Below are 15,616 nucleotides of genomic sequence, written 5' to 3' on the forward strand. Positions count from 1 at the left end.
GCCGTCGCCAGTCAGCCGATCCCGCGCAGCAGGCTTCGGTAGGACGGGAGGTTCGGGGTCGGGTCGGCGGCGAGGATGGCGTGCACGATGGCGCGGGACACCACGTCGGCGGCGGCGAAGAACAGTTGGTCCAGGAACGCGGCGCGGGTCGCGTCGGCGAAGGGGCCGGGGTCGGGTCGGGGGGTGTCGCGGGTGCCGGTGGACAGGGCGAAGAGGGTGTCACCGTCGAACATCGAATGCGACGGGCGGACGGCGCGGGCTATGCCGTCGTGGCCTAGGCCTGCCATCCGGCGGCACTCGGCCTTGCTCAGGGACGCGTCGGTGGCGATCACGCCGAGGACGGTGTTGAGCGGGTTCGCGGGGCGGGCCGCGGTTTCCTGGAAGCGCTTCAGCGCGGTCTGGTCGACCTCCAGCGGACCGAACTCGCCGTCGCGTTCCAGGTCGGCCACCCATGGCAGGCCCGAGGGGGCGATGACCTGGCCGACGGCGTTGACGGCCAGCAGTGCGGCGACGGTGGTGCCGTCGTCCAGGCGGACGCTCGCGGTGCCGATGCCGCCTTTGAGGCCGCCGGCTTGGGCGCCCGCTCCCGCACCGACGCTGCCCTGGGCGATGGTGCCGGTGGAGGCGTTGGCGCAGGCCTGGTAGCCGAAGCTCGCGTCGGGGCGGTTGCCCCAGGTGTTGGCGGGCAGGTCGTAGAGCACGGCGGCGGGCACGATCGGCACCACCTCGTGCTCTCCTGCGCCGACGCGGAAGCCGCGGCCGCGTTCGGCCAGCCAGGTCAGGACGCCGTCCGCGGCGGCCAGGCCGAAGGCGCTGCCGCCGGAGAGGCAGATCGCGTCGACGCGCTGCACCAGGTGGGAGGGGTCGAGCAGGTCGGTCTCGCGGGTGCCGGGGCCGCCGCCGCGCACGTCGACGCCGCACACCGCGCCGCCATCGGCGAGCACCACGGTGGTGCCGGTGGCCCAGCCGTCCTCGATGCGGTGGTGGTGGCCGACGGACAGGCCGGGCACGTCGGTGAGCATCAGTCCATCACGGCCTGCACCAGGCTGTCCTGCACCCAGGTCAGCCACTGGTACACACCGAGGTGCGCGGCCCTCGGGTCGTCCTCGAGCGTGTCGTCGGGGGTGTCCTCGCTGATGTCCAGCGCGGTGCCCAGGGCCAGCCGCACGTCGTTGAGCGCCGCCAGCCAGGCCTCGGCCTGCTCGGAGGTGAGCTCGATGCGGCCGCCGTCCTCCGGGCAGGTGTCCAGCACCACCGCGGCCACGCCGGTCTTGGCGTCGACCAGGTCGGGCTCATGCAGGGAGCGCAGCGCCCCCGCCAGATTGGCCTGCGGCTCGTCCGGCGGGTCTTCCTCGGGGCGGTGGAAGTCGGGCAGCAGCCGGGCCAGGATGCGGTCCTCCGGCGTGGTGGACGGACCGGTGCGGATGCCGGTCAGCGCGGACAGTTCGTCCTGCGGGGTCTCCGCGGCGCGTTCACGCAGCATCTCGTCGATCTGGCCGACCAGGCTGCGCAGCATCAGCGCCTCCTGCAGGTCGACCTCGGCGATGATGTGCTCGCCCTGACGGTCCCAGGCCTTCACGATGTGCTCCTACGAATCCCGCTGCATGGTCGCCCACAGCCCGGCGGCGTGCAGCCTGGCCACATCGCCCTCGACCTTCTCCTTGCCGCCGGAGGAGACGATGGCCTTGCCCTTGTAGTGCACGTCCAGCATCAGCTTGGTTGCCTGTTCCTTGCTGTAACCGAAGAGCTTCTGGAAGACATAGGTGACGTAGGACATCAGGTTCACCGGGTCGTTCCACACGACGGTCACCCACGGCCGGTCGGTGGCCGCGGACTCATCGCTCGCCGGATCGACCTGAGTCTTTTCCAGCTCGGCGGGCGTGGTCATGCCTCAATGTTGTCACGCCGACGGCGAGGGCTGAACCACACCCATGTGATCTAGATTCGCGGGTATGAGCTCATCCGAGGCAACCGCCACGACGGCGCTGCTGACCGACCACTACGAGCTGACCATGCTGGCCAGTGCGCTGCGGGACGGCAGCGCGGCGCGGCAGTGCGTGTTCGAGGTTTTCGCCCGCCGCCTGCCCGCGGGCAGGCGGTACGGGGTGGTGGCGGGCACCGGTCGGGTGGTGGACGCGGTCGGCCGGTTCCGGTTCACCGAACAGCAGCTTGCCGGGCTGGCGGAGCGCGCGGTGGTGGACGCGGCGACCCTGGAGTGGCTGGCGGCCTATGAGTTCCGCGGCGATATCGACGGCTATCCCGAAGGCGAGCTGTACTTCCCCGGCTCGCCGATCCTCACGGTGCGCGGCAGCTTCGCCGAGGCGGTGCTGCTGGAGACGCTGGTGCTGTCCATCCTCAACCACGACAGCGCGGTCGCCTCGGCGGCGGCGCGGATGGTGTCCGCGGCGGACGGACGGCGGCTGATCGAGATGGGGTCGCGGCGCACCCACGAGGGCGCGGCAGTCGCCTCCGCCCGCGCGGCCTACCTGGCGGGCTTCGACTCCACCTCCAACCTCCAAGCGGGGCAGCGGCACGGTGTGCCCACGGCGGGCACCAGCGCGCACGCGTTCACGCTGCTGCACGACGACGAGCGGGCTGCCTTCCGCGCGCAGGTGGACACCCTGGGTGCGGGCACCACGCTGCTGGTGGACACCTACGACATCACCGAGGGCATCCGCAACGCGATCGAGGTCGCCGGGCCGGGCTTGGGCGCGATCCGCATCGATTCCGGCGACCTCGGCGTGCTGGCCCGCCAGGCCCGCGAGCAGTTGGACTCGCTGGGTGCGCGGGACACCAGGATCGTGGTGTCCGGGGATCTGGACGAGTACTCGATCGCGGCGCTGCGGGCCGAGCCGATCGACGCCTACGGGGTCGGCACCTCCGTGGTCACCGGATCGGGGGCGCCCGCGGCGGGCATGGTCTACAAACTGGTCGAGGTCGAGGGCAGGCCGGTGGTGAAGCGCAGCCTGCACAAGGAGTCCCGCGGCGGGCGGAAGGCCGCGCTGCGCAGGCACAAGCCATCGGGCACCGCGACCGAGGAGGTCGTGTTCCCCGCCGACCGGCAGCCGGAACTGGGGCCGCACGACCGGTTGTTGCAGATTCCGCTGGTCCGCGGTGGACAGACCGCGCCCGGCGTGCCCACCCTGGAGCAGGGCCGGGAACGTCTGCGCGCCGGGTTGGTGAGCGTGCCCTGGGAGGGCCTGGCACTGTCCCAGGGGGATCCCGTCCTGTCGACCGTCTTCGCCTGACACCGGAGGTCACCGATGACACGCGCTCTGATCGTGGTGGATGTGCAGAACGACTTCTGCGAGGGCGGCTCGCTGCCCGTGGCAGGCGGCGCCGATGTGGCCGCCGCGATCTCCCGGCACATCACCACCGCAGGCTACGACCACGTGGTCGCCACCCGCGACTACCACGTCGACCCTGGCGAGCACTTCAGCGCGACGCCGAACTTCACCGATACCTGGCCGGTGCACTGCGTGGCCGGTACCCCCGGCTCCTCGTTCCACCCCGAGTTGGACGTCGCGGGCGTGCAGGCGGTGTTCTCCAAGGGCGCGCACACCGCCGCCTACTCCGGCTTCGAGGGCAGCGATCCCGACGGCCGCACCCTCGCCGACTGGCTGCGGGAACGGGACGTGGACACCGTCGAGTTGGTCGGCATCGCCACCGACCACTGCGTGCGCGCCACCGCCATCGACGCCGTCCGCGAAGGCTTCGCCGCGACGGTCCTGCTCGACCTCACCGCGGGCGTGGCGGAGCCCACCGTGGCCGACGCCCTCATCGACCTCCGCGAGGCAGGCGTGACCCTGGTCGGCGAGCCGATCGTTCGAGCCGCCCAGGACTCGTGAGCGCTCGACAGCACTCACGAGCCTGGGGGGCGGTCAGAACGTTGGGGCGCAGGTGATCTGGCCGAGGTAGATGTCGCCGTCGGCGTTGGCGCCGTGGGCCTGGTAGAGCTTGATGTGAACCATGTTGAGGGTGAGCTTGCCGCCGCTCGCGGACTTCTGCTCGTTGAGGATCACCTCGGCCTTGGGGCCGCCGTTGCCCTCGATGGTGATCTTGTGGTTGGGCTTGATCTGGTCCGGAAGCTCGATGCCGGACACTCCGGAGAGGGTGCCGCTCGCCTGCGCGGTCGACCTGGTGGACTTGCAGGTCACCTCGTAGGAGGCGATGCGGACCAGGTCGCCATCGCCCTGCGGGTCCAGCAGCGAGGTGAGCTCGAAGCGCTCGCCCTTGGTGGTGACCGTGACGTTGCGGTCGGCGTCGCGGGTGCAGCTTGCGCTACCCGCTCCGTAGCTGACCACATCGGCGATCTCGGTGGCCCCCGAGGTCGCCGAGGGGGCGGTGTCCACCACACAGCGCGACAACGCGCCGGTCTTGAACTGCTGCCCTTCCTTGGTGACGGTGGCCTGTCCGACCGACGCCGTCCCGTCCTGCACTCCCGCTCCGGCGACGCCCGCGGCGAGCAGACCCGCCCCCGTCATCGCCAACACCACGCCTGCCCTGCCCAAGCTGCGCATTGCCGCCTTCCCTGCACCTGTCGGGGCGCCCGTGATCGTCCATCCGGACGAGGCGCCATACCTCCACATCGATACAGAGATCAGTTCGTAACCACACCGTGATGGGTGTCACCGCAACACGATGCCCTTGCCTGGTGCGCGGGGATGTCGCCCTCGCGGAGTAGCGTTTTCGCCGTGCCCGACACCGCCACCACACTCCCTGCTCCGTCCGTTGCACTCCCGGAGGTGCGCGAGTTGCTCGCGGTCGCCGTGGACGCGGTCGGCGGCGCCGAGCGATCAGGTCAGGTCGCCATGGCGGAGGCGGTAGCCGCCGCGGTGCGCACCGGGGAACACGTCGCCGTGCAGGCGGGCACCGGCACTGGGAAGTCGTTGGCCTACCTCGTTCCCGCGCTGCGCCACGCCATCGAGGCGGAGACCTGCGTGGTGGTCTCCACCGCCACGATCGCCCTGCAGCGCCAGCTGGTGGACCGCGACCTGCCGCGCCTGGCCAAGGCGCTGAAGAAGGAGCTGGGTCGGGAGCCGCGGTTCGCGATCCTCAAGGGCCGCCGCAACTACCTGTGCATGCACCGGGTGCACGGCGGTGCGCCCGAGGAGCCGGACGACCAGCAGCTGTTCGACCCGTTCGCGGTGTCCCGACTCGGCCGCGAGGTGAAGCGGCTCAACGAGTGGTCCTCCGAGACCGAGACCGGCGACCGCGACGAGTTGGTGCCCGGTGTGAGCGAGCAGGCATGGCGCCAGGTGTCGGTCACCGCCAAGGAATGCCTCGGCGTGGCCAAGTGCCCGGTCGGCACGGACTGCTTCGCGGAGAAGGCCCGCGGCGAGGCGGGCCGGGCCGACATCGTGGTCACCAACCACGCGCTGCTGGCCATCGACGCGCTGGAAGGCGTTCCGGTGCTGCCCGAGCACGATGTGGTGATCGTGGACGAGGCACACGACCTGGTGGACCGGGTCACCTCGGTCGCCACGGCGGAACTGACGTCGCCGCTGGTCAGCGCTGCCCTGCGCCGGGTGGGGCGGCTGGTGGACCAGGACATCGCCGACCGCCTCTCGGAGGCGGGCGACGGGCTGGCACTGACCTTGGGCGAGCTGCCGGTCGGCAGGATGGACGCGTTGCCGCGGGCGCTGGCGGGCACCCTGGCGGCGCTGCGGGACGCGGCGCACGCGTGCATCTCAGCGCTGGGGCCGGAGCGCCGCGAGGATGTGGAGGGCGGCACCGCGCGCAAGCTGGCCAAGGCGCTGCTGGACGACATCCACGACACCTCCGCCCGGCTGCTCACCGCCTTCGAGGCCGAGGAGGGCAGCCGCTACGACGTGGTGTGGGTGTCCGGGGAGCCCGGCGAGTACTCCCGGCCGATGGCACTGCGGGTCGCCCCGCTGAGCGTGGCGGGACTGCTGCGAGAGCGGCTGTTCGGCCGCAGCACCGTGGTGCTCACCTCGGCGACGCTGGCACTGGGCGGCTCCTTCGACACCTTGGCCAGGCAGTGGGGCCTGCCCGCCCAGTCCACCGGCGAGAAGGCCGAGGGCACCGCTACCGACAAGCGCCCGCCGTCCGATGAGGACACCGTGCGGTGGACAGGCCTTGACGTCGGCTCGCCGTTCGAGCACGGCCGCAGCGGAATCCTGTACGTGGCCAAGCACCTCCCACCGCCCGGCAGGGACGGGCTCGCGCCCGCGTACCTGGACGAGATCGCGGAGCTTGTGGAGGCAGCCGGCGGGCGGACGCTGGCGTTGTTCTCCTCGATGCGCGCGGCCAAGCAGGCCACCGAGTTGCTGCGGGACCGCATCGAGCACCCGGTGCTGTGCCAGGGCGATGATGCCACCGGCCTGCTGGTGAAGAAGTTCGCCGAGGACACCAGGACCTGCCTGTTCGGCACGCTCTCGCTGTGGCAGGGCGTTGACGTGCCCGGCCCGTCGCTCCAGCTTGTGGTGATGGACCGCATCCCCTTCCCCCGCCCCGACGACCCGCTGGCCTCCGCTCGTCAGCGGGCGGTGAGCGCCCGCGGCGGCAACGGCTTCATCACCGTGGCGGGCACCCACGCCGCCCTGCTGCTCGCCCAGGGCGCGGGCCGCCTGCTGCGCACCATGGACGACAAGGGCGTCATCGCGGTACTCGACCCCCGGCTGGCCACCGCCCGCTACGGCAGCTTCCTGCGCGCCTCGCTCCCCCCGTTCTGGACCACCTACGACCCCAAGGTTGTCCGCGAGGCCCTGCGCCGAATCGACACCTGAGCAACCCCGCCGCCCCTCACACGTCTTCGTCACAGGCCCGACTTAGTGTCCTAAGTCCGTTGTATGACGGCGTTTCGCACGAGTCGGGGATCGTACGATCTTGGGGGTTCCGTGGAGCGAAGATTCTTGGCGCGCGTCGGCGTGCTGGTGACAGGCGTTGTGCTGGCCGGGTTGGCGGGTACGGCCGCGTCGGCGGATGTCTCGCCGCCGCCGAAGGGTGATCTGGAGGTGTCGGCGCGGTTCGACAAGGACGCCTACGAGTCCGGCGATCAGGTCAAGGTGATCCTGACGCTGCGAAACAAGGGCTCCTACACCGCGACGCACCTCCACGGGACCGGGGGCAGCGGGTCCAGCCTCGACTACAGCTGGGGTGAGCTGGGAGGCCTGGGTTCCGGGGTGCATGTGGAACCCGGTACCACCAGGACCGTCGAATTGACCGGGCGGGCGACGGACCCCGACAGCGGCGCGGTCCGGCTGGTGGGGCGGGTCATGCCGACCTACAACCTCAACGGCGCCTGGTACGACCACGACGCGAACCCGGCCGACAACGGCTTCGACATCAGCGCGCCGGTGACCAAGGTCAGCGCGAACGTGACAGGCACGATCTACCGCGACCGCAACGGCAATGACACGCCCGATGCGGGCGAGGGCATGGCCGGGGTCAAGGTGACGCTCTACAGCCCGCCCCCGGACCCCGACCGGACTGGCACCACCGACGCGGCGGGCAAGGTCACCTTCGCCGAGGTGCCCGCGGGTCCCTACTACGCCTCGTACGAAGCGCCGGACGGCTGGCTGGTGCAGACGCCGTTGAGTGACATGGACGAATTGACCATCGGCAAGGGTGAGTTCTCGCTGGTGCGCAAGGTGGTTCGGCCGCTGAGCGAGCAGCTTGGCGCCTCGATCACCTTCACCAAGCCGAGCTTCGCGCTCGGCGAGCGTGCGACCGCGAAGGTCGTGCTGACCAACCGCGGCCGCACCGACCTGACCGGCCTGACCGCCGACTGCAACCGCAACGGCGACTCCTACGGCCTCTACGCCGACGACCCCGGCTGGGGTGAGCTGCGCTGGCGCGGCACCGGGGTCACTGTTCCCGCGGGCCGGACCAGGGTCTTCGAGATCTCCGAGCAGGTACCCGCGGGCAGCGAGTACAGCGGGTACATCAAGGCAAGCTGCAACATCGGCAACGTCCGGCTGCACCCGCTTCAGGGCCAGCCGCTGGTCACCGACACCGCCCCCGCCACCACAGCCTTGGAGGACGGCGAGGGCAGGCTGCTGGACGCCGACGGCAACGTCGTCGCGGGCGTGCAGGTCCTGCTGCGGGATTACAGCACCGGCAAACTCCTCGGCAAGGCCACCAGCGACGCCGCGGGAATTTTTACTTTCAATCAAATTCCGCCTGGCGAATATCGCCTGGATCTCGTGGGTCCGTGGAAATTCACCAGATGGGACCGGTTGGACGTCAAACTGGGTGACCCCTATCCGCTGGATTTCCGGATCGAACCCGGCCCGGAGCGGCCTGATACCGCCGATTGAGTAGGGCTATAGCACTTGGTGTTCGCACACCGCACGGGTGGCGGCGGGTTTTATCCCGCCGCCACCTGCTGTTTTTCCCGTACCTGTACAGCCGAATGAAGCAGGTCACGCTGATCCGTTACGGTTTAACCGTTGCTCCCACCCGGTGGTAAACCGATCAAGTCGGACAATTCGCATCATTGCCGCGGATATCGGCGCTCCCACTACGGGCCAGAGCACCAAGAGGAGGGAGCCCACCATGGACAGCGGACCTGATCCAGGCGATCACGGCTCACAGGTCGACCAACTCGCGCTCCTCCGCGAAGCGGGCTGGAGATTCCTCCCCCTGCACGACGACCACGGCGAACTCGTCGCCATCGACGGTTTCCTGGAACGGGGCGCCTACTTCGACGCGATCCGGGTGCGTAGCGAAACCGAGACCACGGCGGCGCGCATCGTGGACGGCGTCGACGACGACCGCGGCGGCATCGTCTGGGAGTACAGCGGTTCGCTGATGGACGCGGTCAACGAGATTCTGGCGCTGCCGGTGCCGGGGCACCCCTCCGCACCGCGTCTGATCATCTCCCGCGGCGGCCTCAACGGCCTCTGACCGGGAACTCGGTCAGCACGGTCACCGTTCCCGGCGCCACCTCGGTATGCCCGGCGTCGCGAACCGCGAGCACCCGCCGCTCCCGCCACGCCTCATCCGGCCGCCTGCCTGGGTCGAGGTCGGACCACACCCGCGGTGAGGCGGAACGCACCGAGCAGGCGAAATCCCGTTCCGCCCAGTACCGAAGCTCCGCGGTCGCACCGTCGGCGTGCAGCAGCGCGGCGGCGATCATGGTGGCGTGCCCGACCTGCGCGGCGGCTTTCCCCACCGTGAGCGGCACATCCGGGTTCAGCCACAGCACCGGCAGATCGGGTGCGGGTGGGCTCGGCTCCTCCGCCGGAAGTTCGGTGCCCGAGATCTGGAGCTTGGCGACCTCACGGGGTGTCTCCGCGATGAGCCCCGGCAGCAGCGCCCTGGCCTCCGCGCCTGCCCGGCCGACGGTGATCCCCGGCAGTTCCGACACAGCCTGCCAGTGCGCGCCTCTGGCCCGGCGGCTGATCTTGCGGATGCGCCCGGCGGTCCACGTCGCGACGGGCTCGTGCCACTCGCCGCCCGGCGCGCTGCGCTCGTCCAGGCAGACGGCCACCGCGGCGGCGGCCGCGGCTTCCAGCAGCGCCTCCCGGCTCGGCGGTGCGGACTTCTCGACGCGCAGCACCACCGGCATGGCCCGCACCAGCGCCGGGTCCTCGTCCTCGTTCTCCGCCGCGATGGCAGTGGCGGACCGACCCAGCCAGGCCGCATAGCGGTCGGCCAAGGGCAGGAGGACGTCGGCGGAGGCGGCAAGATCGACCATGGCGAGGCCAATCCTGCCAAACGCGGGCAACCGGGTTTCGTTGTGACCGGTCACAGCGATCCGGCGCGCAATTCTCCGAAATGTTCCAGGCCGGGTGGCGCCGGATCTGAACCATCATGGCAACCACTCCCCTATCGCCCGGCTGGGCAGGCCTGCGGGAGTCACGAACGAGGAGACGCCCATGCGGAGGTTCACCAGGTGGCGGTTGCTGGTCGCGGTGCTGCTCGTCGCGGTCGCACCTGTGAGCGGCGCGACGATCGGCTCGCCGCTCGACGCGCGGGCCGAGGCCGGCGCGCTCGATCCGGGAGCCGACCCGTGGCAGCAGGTGCCGGTCGACCGGGTGGCGGCCGAGTGCGGCCTGGACCCGAAGCTGCTGGCGCAGGCCAATGAGCGGTTGTCGACGATTCCCTTCACGGTCATCCGGCACGGCAAACTGTGCTGGACCAACCGCCCCGCGGACACCACCTCGCCCTACCACGTCGCCTCGGTCACCAAGACCCTCGGCGCGGTCCTGTTCGGCATGATCGCCGCCCGCAGCGAGTTGGACGACACCGATCCGATCACCGAGTGGATCCCGAGTGGCCAGCGGGGAACCATCAACCAGCGCGCCACCCTGGCCCATGTACTGGCGATGACCTCCACCAAGTGGAATCTGGACACCGACAAGAAGGGCAGCTGGAGCTACGACGCGCTGGGCTGGCGGGAAATCAACCGGCTGGTCGGTGTGATGAACCGGGCCATCGAACGCGAGCCCCAGAACTTCCCCGGCGTGACCAACGTCGAGCAGTTCGCCAAGAAGGAACTCTTCGACGTGCTCGGCATGCGCCAGTCGTCCTGGAGCGGCGACAACATCGCCTACAGCCTCAACAGCACCACCCAGGACCTGTCCCGACTGGGCCTTCTCCTGCTGCGCAAGGGCAACTGGAACGGACAGCAGCTGCTCGAAGAACGCTACGTCTACCGGATAACGCACCCCGCGTTCGAGGACACCAACACCGGATACGGCTACCTCACTCAGATGAACGCCTACGCCGGGCAGACCTACTCCACGGGAAGCCCCGACCGCGCCTGCTCCCCGTACGCCACCTGGCCGCGCTACCCGCACGCGCCTTTCAACGCCACCACCCACGACTACAACGGCTCCCCCTACAGCGACGAGCGCTACGACATCGGCCTCGCCTGGGCCGCGGGCGCGGGCGGACAGCGGGTCTCGGTGCACCGCGGCTTGGACCTCGTGATCGGCGTCCGCGACGACGCGACCAACGAGGGGCACAAGCGCGCCTGGGAGGCGATCCGCCCCGCCCTGGTCGCACTGGACCCGGAGTACGCGGGCAACGAGTCGGGCTTCTGCGCGGCCTACCAACGCAGCCAGTACGCCCCCACACTGGTCAGCCCATGGTCACCGGAAGCAAGCCGGTAACGAACGACGCGCTGCGGTCGTAACGGCCGCGCAGCAGGCGGTGGCGGGCACGCGAGGGGAGATCGTCCGGTCAAGCTGGACCTACATTGATGCCCGTCAGCCTGCGAAGTCCTTCGCGGACCAGGCAGGCTGCGCGCAGGTCCACCTGGACTCCGGAACGCACCGGCACGACGCGCACCGCCGCTACCTCACCGCGGGCTTTCACATCCCCGCCCTGCACTTCAGCAAGGCCGTCGCGCAGGGCTAGGGCAACTCCGGGCGCGGGGTGAGCATGCCGTCGGCGCGGTCGGCGGCCTCCACCTCGGTCCTGGTCACGCCGAGGACGAACAACACGGCGTCCAGGAACGGGTGCGAAAGGGCCGTGTCGGCGACCTCGCGCAGGGCGGGCTTGGCGTTGAACGCGACGCCGAGGCCCGCCGCGGTGAGCATGTCGATGTCGTTGGCGCCGTCGCCGACCGCCACGCACTGCGCGAGCGGGATGTGGAAGCGCCCGGCGAACTCGCGCAGCGCGACCGCCTTGCCCGCGCGGTCCAGCACCTCGCCGAGGACCTTGCCGGTGAGCCTGCCGTCGGCGATCTCCAGCTCGTTGGCGGCGACGAAGTCCAGCTCGAGCTCCTTGGCCAGCGGCTCGATGACCCTGGTGAAGCCGCCGGAGACCACGCCGCAGCGGAAGCCGAGGCGGCGCAGGGTGCGGATGGTGGTGCGGGCGCCGGGGGTGAGTTCCAGCGTGCCCGCGACCTCGTCCAGCACGCTCGCGGGCAGCCCGGCCAGCAGTTCCACCCGGCGGGTGAGCGATTCGGCGAAGTCCAACTCGCCGCGCATGGCGGCCTCGGTGATCTCGCGGACCTTGTCCTCGGCACCGACCCTGGCGGCCAGCATCTCGATGACCTCGCCCTGGATGAGCGTGGAGTCCACGTCGAACACGATCAGGCGCTTGGACCTCCGGGCCAGCCCGGACCGCTCAACGGCCACGTCGACGTTCTCCCGCAGCGACACCTCGGCCATCGCGGCACGCAGTTCGGTGTCGTGCTGCGGAGTGTCCTCGGCGGTGGAAACCCGCAGCTCAAGGCCGGTCACCGGGTAGTCGGCGACGCCCTGGATGTGGTCGATGTTGGCGCCGAGCGCGGCCAGCCTTCTGGCCACCCCGGTGAAGGCGCGGGCCGTGACGGGGCGGCCGAGCACCACCAGCACGTGGCTGGAGCCGTGCCGGGAGACGGGCCTGCTGCGGGCGCCGATCTCCACGTCCACCTGCATGCCGACGGTGGCCATCGCCTGCTCGACGACATCCTGAAGGCCCTCGGGGTCGTGGTCGGTCTCCACCAGCACCCCGAGCACAAGGCGGCCGCGGATGACGACCTGCTCCACGTCGAGGACGGCGACGCCGTGCCTGGTCAGCGCGGCGAACAGCACCGAGGTGACGCCCGGCTTGTCGGGTCCGGTCACGGTGATCAACACGGTCGTGTCGTTCGGCGTTGTCACGTTCCCTCTCCTGGGGCGGAAAACGAAACGAGCCCCGTACCAGTCAGGTTGACCGGTTCGGGGCTCGCCGTCGAGCCGAGTGGGGTGAGCATCACCCCGGTGTTCATTTCTTCTTCGGGTCGCCGCCTGTGACCTCGTCCGGCTGGGCCGCCTCGGCGAGCAGCTCGGACGGGGCCGCCGGGCCGTCGCCGTGGGCGTGGTTGCCGCCGACGTGCGCCTCGATCCGCATCCGCTCCGCCATATGCGGGTAGTGCAGTTCGAACGCGGGCCGCTCGGAGCGGATGCGCGGCAGTTCGGTGAAGTTGTGCCGCGGCGGCGGGCAGGAGGTCGCCCACTCCAGCGAGTTGCCGTAGCCCCACGGGTCATCGACGGTGACGACCTCGCCGTAGCGGTAGGACTTGAAGATGTTCCACAGGAACGGCAGCGTCGAGATGCCCAGCACGTAGGCGGCGATCGTGGAGATGGTGTTCAGCGTGGTGAAGCCGTCGATCGGCTGGTAGTCGGCGTAGCGGCGCATGAAGCCCTGGTTGCCCAGCCAGTGCTGGATCAGGAACGTGCCGTGGAAGCCGAAGAAGGTCAGCCAGAAGTGCAGCTTGGCCAGCGGCTCGTCCATCATCCGGCCTGTGATCTTGGGGAACCAGAAGTAGATGCCTGCGAATGTGGCGAACACGATCGTGCCGTAGAGCACGTAGTGGAAGTGCGCGACCACGAAGTAGGTGTCGCTGACGTGGAAGTCGATGGCGGGCGCGGCCAGCAGCACACCGGTCAGACCGCCGAAGAGGAACGTCACCAGGAAGCCGATGGAGAACAGCATCGGTGACTCGAAGGTCAACTGGCCGCGCCACATGGTGCCGATCCAGTTGAAGAACTTCACGCCGGTCGGCACCGCGATGAGGAAGGTCATGAACGCGAAGAAGGGCAGCAGCACGGCGCCGGTGGCGTACATGTGGTGCGCCCACACCGTCACCGACAGCGCCGCGATCAGCAGCGTCGCGTAGACCAGGCCCTTGTAGCCGAACAGCGGCTTGCGGGAGAAGACCGGGAAGATCTCCGACACGATGCCGAAGAACGGCAGCGCGACGATGTAGACCTCGGGGTGGCCGAAGAACCAGAACAGGTGCTGCCACAGGATCACGCCGCCGTTGGCGGGGTCGAACACGTGCGCACCGATGTGCCGGTCGGCCAGCAGGCCCAGCAGCGCCGCGGTCAGGATCGGGAACGCCAGCAGGATCAGGAAGCTGGTGACCAGGATGTTCCAGGTGAAGATCGGCATCCGGAACATCGTCATGCCGGGGGCGCGCAGGCAGATGACCGTCGTGGTCATGTTCACCGCACCGAGGATGGTGCCGAGACCCGAGACCACCAGACCGGAGATCCACAGGTCGGCGCCGATGCCCGGGGAGTGGATGGCGTCCGAGAGCGGGGTGTAGGCGAACCAGCCGAAGTCGGCGGCGCCGCCGGGGGTGATGAAGCCCGCGACGACGATCAGGCCGCCGAACAGGTACAGCCAGTAGGAGAAGGCGTTGAGCCGGGGGAACGCCACGTCGGGCGAGCCGATCTGCAACGGCAGCACGAAGTTCGCGAACCCGAACAGGATCGGCGTCGCGTACAGCAGCAGCATGATCGTGCCGTGCATGGTGAACAGCTGGTTGTACTGCTCGGTGGAGAGGAACTGCAACCCCGGCCGCGCGAGTTCGGTCCTGATCAGCATGGCCATCGCGCCACCGACCATGAAGAAGCCGAAGGACGTGACCAGGTACAGGATGCCGATCTGCTTGTGGTCCGTCGTGCGGAGCATCCGCAGCAGGAACGAACCCTTCACCGTGGTGCGCGCCGGGTATGGACGCGCGGCGATCGGCTGGGGCGCGACGGCCGTCACTACTGCCTCCTACGCTGACCAGTTTGGTCATGTTCGTGGTGGGAAACCGCGCCACCCTGATGAGTTCACCCGGGCGAAACACGGCTTGGTCGGATCGTAGACGTCCGCGCGCCCAACTACCGCGCCGGGCTTAGCCCCAGGTGGCGTACGACACTTCTCAGACGATCAGTGCCCAGTGTCGTGAGTGCTTTGTTGGGTTCCGGCACTCACGAGGCCCATACGTCGGCCAGGGCCTTGGCCACCTCGGCCTGCCGGGTGCCGCGTGCTTCGACGCCGAGTTCGAGGTGGACGAAGACCCCGCCTTTCTCGGCGGCGGCACGGCCCTGCACGTTGCCGGTGCCCGCCAGCGGCCCGCAGTCCTGCTCCCATGCCCGGCACACCGGCACGTTCACGCTGCTCAGGCCGTTGGCGACGGCCTCGGCGGCGGGTCCCGGGCTGCCCGCGCCCGGTGAGACCACCGCTTGGAAGTCGGGCAGGGTCTGCTCGGCGTAACCGTGCACCTGGAGTTGGGGCAGGCCGCCTTCGGCCAGTTCGACGGCGACCTGGTGGAACACCGAGTCCTCGCGGTGCGCCACGTCGGCGGCCTCGTCGGCCGCCCTGCGGTGCGCCCCGGCCATGATCAGGACGGTGCCGGGCAGTCTGCGGAAGACCTCGATGCCGACCTCCTCGGTGCGCAGGTCTGCGTTGGGATGCGGCACCTCGACGAGGAGCTTCGGCGGCGCCCCGTGGTCGAGCAGGAACAGGCCCCAGCCCGGCTCGGCGCCCGCCTCGTGGGCCACCATCGTGAAGCGCCTGCCGGTACCGCTGTCGGTGCCGGTCGTGGTGCGCAGCCCGAGTCGCGCCAGCTTCTCAGTGGCTTGCCCGGTGTCCCGGTTCTCCCGCAGCGCGAGCACCCCGGCGGCGACATCGCGGCGTTCCCGGGCGCTCGGTTCGTCGTAGGGGCCGTCGGCGGACAGCTTCACCGCGAAATCGATCAGATAACGCTTGAGATCGACATCCGCGGCGATGGGTTCCGGCGAGGGCCGGGAGTCCGGGATGGCCAGGACCAGGGCAGCAGCGACCACCACGCCTGCGCCCAGCACGAGAACGGCGACCCGGGTCGTACGGGAAAGCCGGTGGCTTGTGGTCATCCGGTTAAGTCCTCCCGAACGGGTGAGCTCTGCCTTACGTATTA

At 69.9% G+C, this 15,616-nt stretch carries 15 protein-coding genes; 7 read left to right on the forward strand and 8 right to left on the reverse strand.

Features of this window, described 5'->3' with window-relative positions:
• Positions 1-11: 11 nt before the first annotated feature.
• The 3 genes from ACU6XJ_RS05340 to clpS are packed head-to-tail and all read right to left on the reverse strand — an operon-like array spanning position 12 to position 1,888.
• Positions 12-1,022 (reverse strand): P1 family peptidase, encoded by a 1,011-nt coding sequence (locus ACU6XJ_RS05340; RefSeq protein WP_476307275.1) that lies wholly within the window; start codon positions 1,020-1,022, stop codon positions 12-14.
• Positions 1,022-1,579, reverse strand: a complete 558-nt coding sequence (locus tag ACU6XJ_RS05345) for a DUF2017 domain-containing protein (protein WP_476307277.1) — start codon at positions 1,577-1,579, stop codon at positions 1,022-1,024. The genes ACU6XJ_RS05340 and ACU6XJ_RS05345 overlap by 1 nt, the downstream gene beginning before the upstream one ends.
• 9 nt (positions 1,580-1,588) lie before the next feature.
• Positions 1,589-1,888 carry an ATP-dependent Clp protease adapter ClpS gene (clpS, locus tag ACU6XJ_RS05350; protein ID WP_476307278.1) on the reverse strand — a complete coding sequence of 100 codons (300 nt, stop codon included), beginning with the start codon at positions 1,886-1,888 and terminating at the stop codon, positions 1,589-1,591.
• A 64-nt stretch (positions 1,889-1,952) separates the two neighbouring features.
• On the opposite strand from clpS, the gene ACU6XJ_RS05355 reads away from it, so the two are divergent.
• Together ACU6XJ_RS05355 and ACU6XJ_RS05360 are read left to right on the forward strand one after the other, a co-directional pair.
• Positions 1,953-3,248 carry a nicotinate phosphoribosyltransferase gene (locus ACU6XJ_RS05355; RefSeq protein ID WP_476307279.1) on the forward strand — a complete coding sequence of 432 codons (1,296 nt, stop codon included), beginning with the start codon at positions 1,953-1,955 and terminating at the stop codon, positions 3,246-3,248.
• Between the two features lie 15 nt (positions 3,249-3,263).
• Positions 3,264-3,848 carry an isochorismatase family protein gene (locus ACU6XJ_RS05360; RefSeq protein ID WP_476307281.1) on the forward strand — a complete coding sequence of 195 codons (585 nt, stop codon included), beginning with the start codon at positions 3,264-3,266 and terminating at the stop codon, positions 3,846-3,848.
• A gap of 33 nt (positions 3,849-3,881) precedes the next feature.
• On the opposite strand, the gene ACU6XJ_RS05365 is transcribed toward ACU6XJ_RS05360, so the two are convergent.
• The gene (locus tag ACU6XJ_RS05365; protein ID WP_476307282.1) at positions 3,882-4,520 is read right to left on the reverse strand and encodes a choice-of-anchor P family protein; all 639 of its coding nucleotides are present in this window, start codon (positions 4,518-4,520) and stop codon (positions 3,882-3,884) included.
• 144 nt (positions 4,521-4,664) lie between these two features.
• On the opposite strand from ACU6XJ_RS05365, the gene ACU6XJ_RS05370 reads away from it, so the two are divergent.
• The 3 genes from ACU6XJ_RS05370 to ACU6XJ_RS05380 all read left to right on the forward strand — a co-directional run bounded on the left by ACU6XJ_RS05370 (position 4,665) and on the right by ACU6XJ_RS05380 (position 8,871).
• Complete coding sequence (locus ACU6XJ_RS05370) at positions 4,665-6,749, forward strand: ATP-dependent DNA helicase (protein ID WP_476307284.1); 2,085 nt, start codon at positions 4,665-4,667, stop codon at positions 6,747-6,749.
• 111 nt (positions 6,750-6,860) lie between these two features.
• Entirely contained in the window at positions 6,861-8,282 is a 1,422-nt protein-coding gene (locus ACU6XJ_RS05375) for a carboxypeptidase regulatory-like domain-containing protein (protein WP_476307285.1), read from the forward strand.
• 238 nt (positions 8,283-8,520) lie between these two features.
• On the forward strand, positions 8,521-8,871 hold the full coding sequence (locus ACU6XJ_RS05380) for a hypothetical protein (RefSeq protein ID WP_476307286.1): 351 nt from the start codon (positions 8,521-8,523) through the stop codon (positions 8,869-8,871).
• On the opposite strand, the gene ACU6XJ_RS05385 is transcribed toward ACU6XJ_RS05380, so the two are convergent.
• The gene (locus ACU6XJ_RS05385) at positions 8,858-9,664 is read right to left on the reverse strand and encodes a peptidyl-tRNA hydrolase (protein WP_476307287.1); all 807 of its coding nucleotides are present in this window, start codon (positions 9,662-9,664) and stop codon (positions 8,858-8,860) included. The genes ACU6XJ_RS05380 and ACU6XJ_RS05385 overlap by 14 nt on opposite strands.
• A gap of 181 nt (positions 9,665-9,845) precedes the next feature.
• Between ACU6XJ_RS05385 and ACU6XJ_RS05390 the strand changes: the two genes are divergently transcribed.
• Positions 9,846-11,084, forward strand: a complete 1,239-nt coding sequence (locus tag ACU6XJ_RS05390) for a serine hydrolase (RefSeq protein ID WP_476307288.1) — start codon at positions 9,846-9,848, stop codon at positions 11,082-11,084.
• A 40-nt stretch (positions 11,085-11,124) separates the two neighbouring features.
• Positions 11,125-11,331 carry a hypothetical protein gene (locus ACU6XJ_RS05395; RefSeq protein ID WP_476307290.1) on the forward strand — a complete coding sequence of 69 codons (207 nt, stop codon included), beginning with the start codon at positions 11,125-11,127 and terminating at the stop codon, positions 11,329-11,331.
• Here the strand turns inward: ACU6XJ_RS05395 and serB are convergent.
• The 3 genes from serB to ACU6XJ_RS05410 all read right to left on the reverse strand — a co-directional run bounded on the left by serB (position 11,328) and on the right by ACU6XJ_RS05410 (position 15,572).
• Positions 11,328-12,563 carry a phosphoserine phosphatase SerB gene (serB, locus tag ACU6XJ_RS05400; RefSeq protein WP_476307292.1) on the reverse strand — a complete coding sequence of 412 codons (1,236 nt, stop codon included), beginning with the start codon at positions 12,561-12,563 and terminating at the stop codon, positions 11,328-11,330. The two genes, ACU6XJ_RS05395 and serB, sit on opposite strands and share 4 nt — an antisense overlap.
• Positions 12,564-12,666: 103 nt before the next feature.
• Positions 12,667-14,442, reverse strand: coding sequence for an aa3-type cytochrome oxidase subunit I (gene ctaD / locus ACU6XJ_RS05405; protein ID WP_476307293.1), 1,776 nt, complete (start codon positions 14,440-14,442; stop codon positions 12,667-12,669).
• A gap of 206 nt (positions 14,443-14,648) precedes the next feature.
• Positions 14,649-15,572 (reverse strand): hypothetical protein, encoded by a 924-nt coding sequence (locus ACU6XJ_RS05410; RefSeq protein WP_476307294.1) that lies wholly within the window; start codon positions 15,570-15,572, stop codon positions 14,649-14,651.
• Between the last annotated feature and the right edge of the window lie 44 nt (positions 15,573-15,616).

This window comes from Actinorectispora metalli (assembly GCF_056323685.1).

Bases quoted from the DNA above. Each gene is read 5' to 3' on its own strand.
- ACU6XJ_RS05340 (WP_476307275.1), bottom strand. From the start codon at position 1,022: ATGCTCACCGACGTGCCCGGCCTGTCCGTCGGCCACCACCACCGCATC.
- clpS (WP_476307278.1), bottom strand. From the start codon at position 1,888: ATGACCACGCCCGCCGAGCTGGAAAAGACTCAGGTCGATCCGGCGAGC.
- ACU6XJ_RS05355 (WP_476307279.1), top strand. From the start codon at position 1,953: ATGAGCTCATCCGAGGCAACCGCCACGACGGCGCTGCTGACCGACCAC.
- ACU6XJ_RS05360 (WP_476307281.1), top strand. From the start codon at position 3,264: ATGACACGCGCTCTGATCGTGGTGGATGTGCAGAACGACTTCTGCGAG.
- ACU6XJ_RS05365 (WP_476307282.1), bottom strand. From the start codon at position 4,520: ATGCGCAGCTTGGGCAGGGCAGGCGTGGTGTTGGCGATGACGGGGGCG.
- ACU6XJ_RS05370 (WP_476307284.1), top strand. From the start codon at position 4,665: ATGTCGCCCTCGCGGAGTAGCGTTTTCGCCGTGCCCGACACCGCCACC.
- ACU6XJ_RS05380 (WP_476307286.1), top strand. From the start codon at position 8,521: ATGGACAGCGGACCTGATCCAGGCGATCACGGCTCACAGGTCGACCAA.
- ACU6XJ_RS05385 (WP_476307287.1), bottom strand. From the start codon at position 9,664: ATGGTCGATCTTGCCGCCTCCGCCGACGTCCTCCTGCCCTTGGCCGAC.
- ACU6XJ_RS05390 (WP_476307288.1), top strand. From the start codon at position 9,846: ATGCGGAGGTTCACCAGGTGGCGGTTGCTGGTCGCGGTGCTGCTCGTC.
- ACU6XJ_RS05410 (WP_476307294.1), bottom strand. From the start codon at position 15,572: ATGACCACAAGCCACCGGCTTTCCCGTACGACCCGGGTCGCCGTTCTC.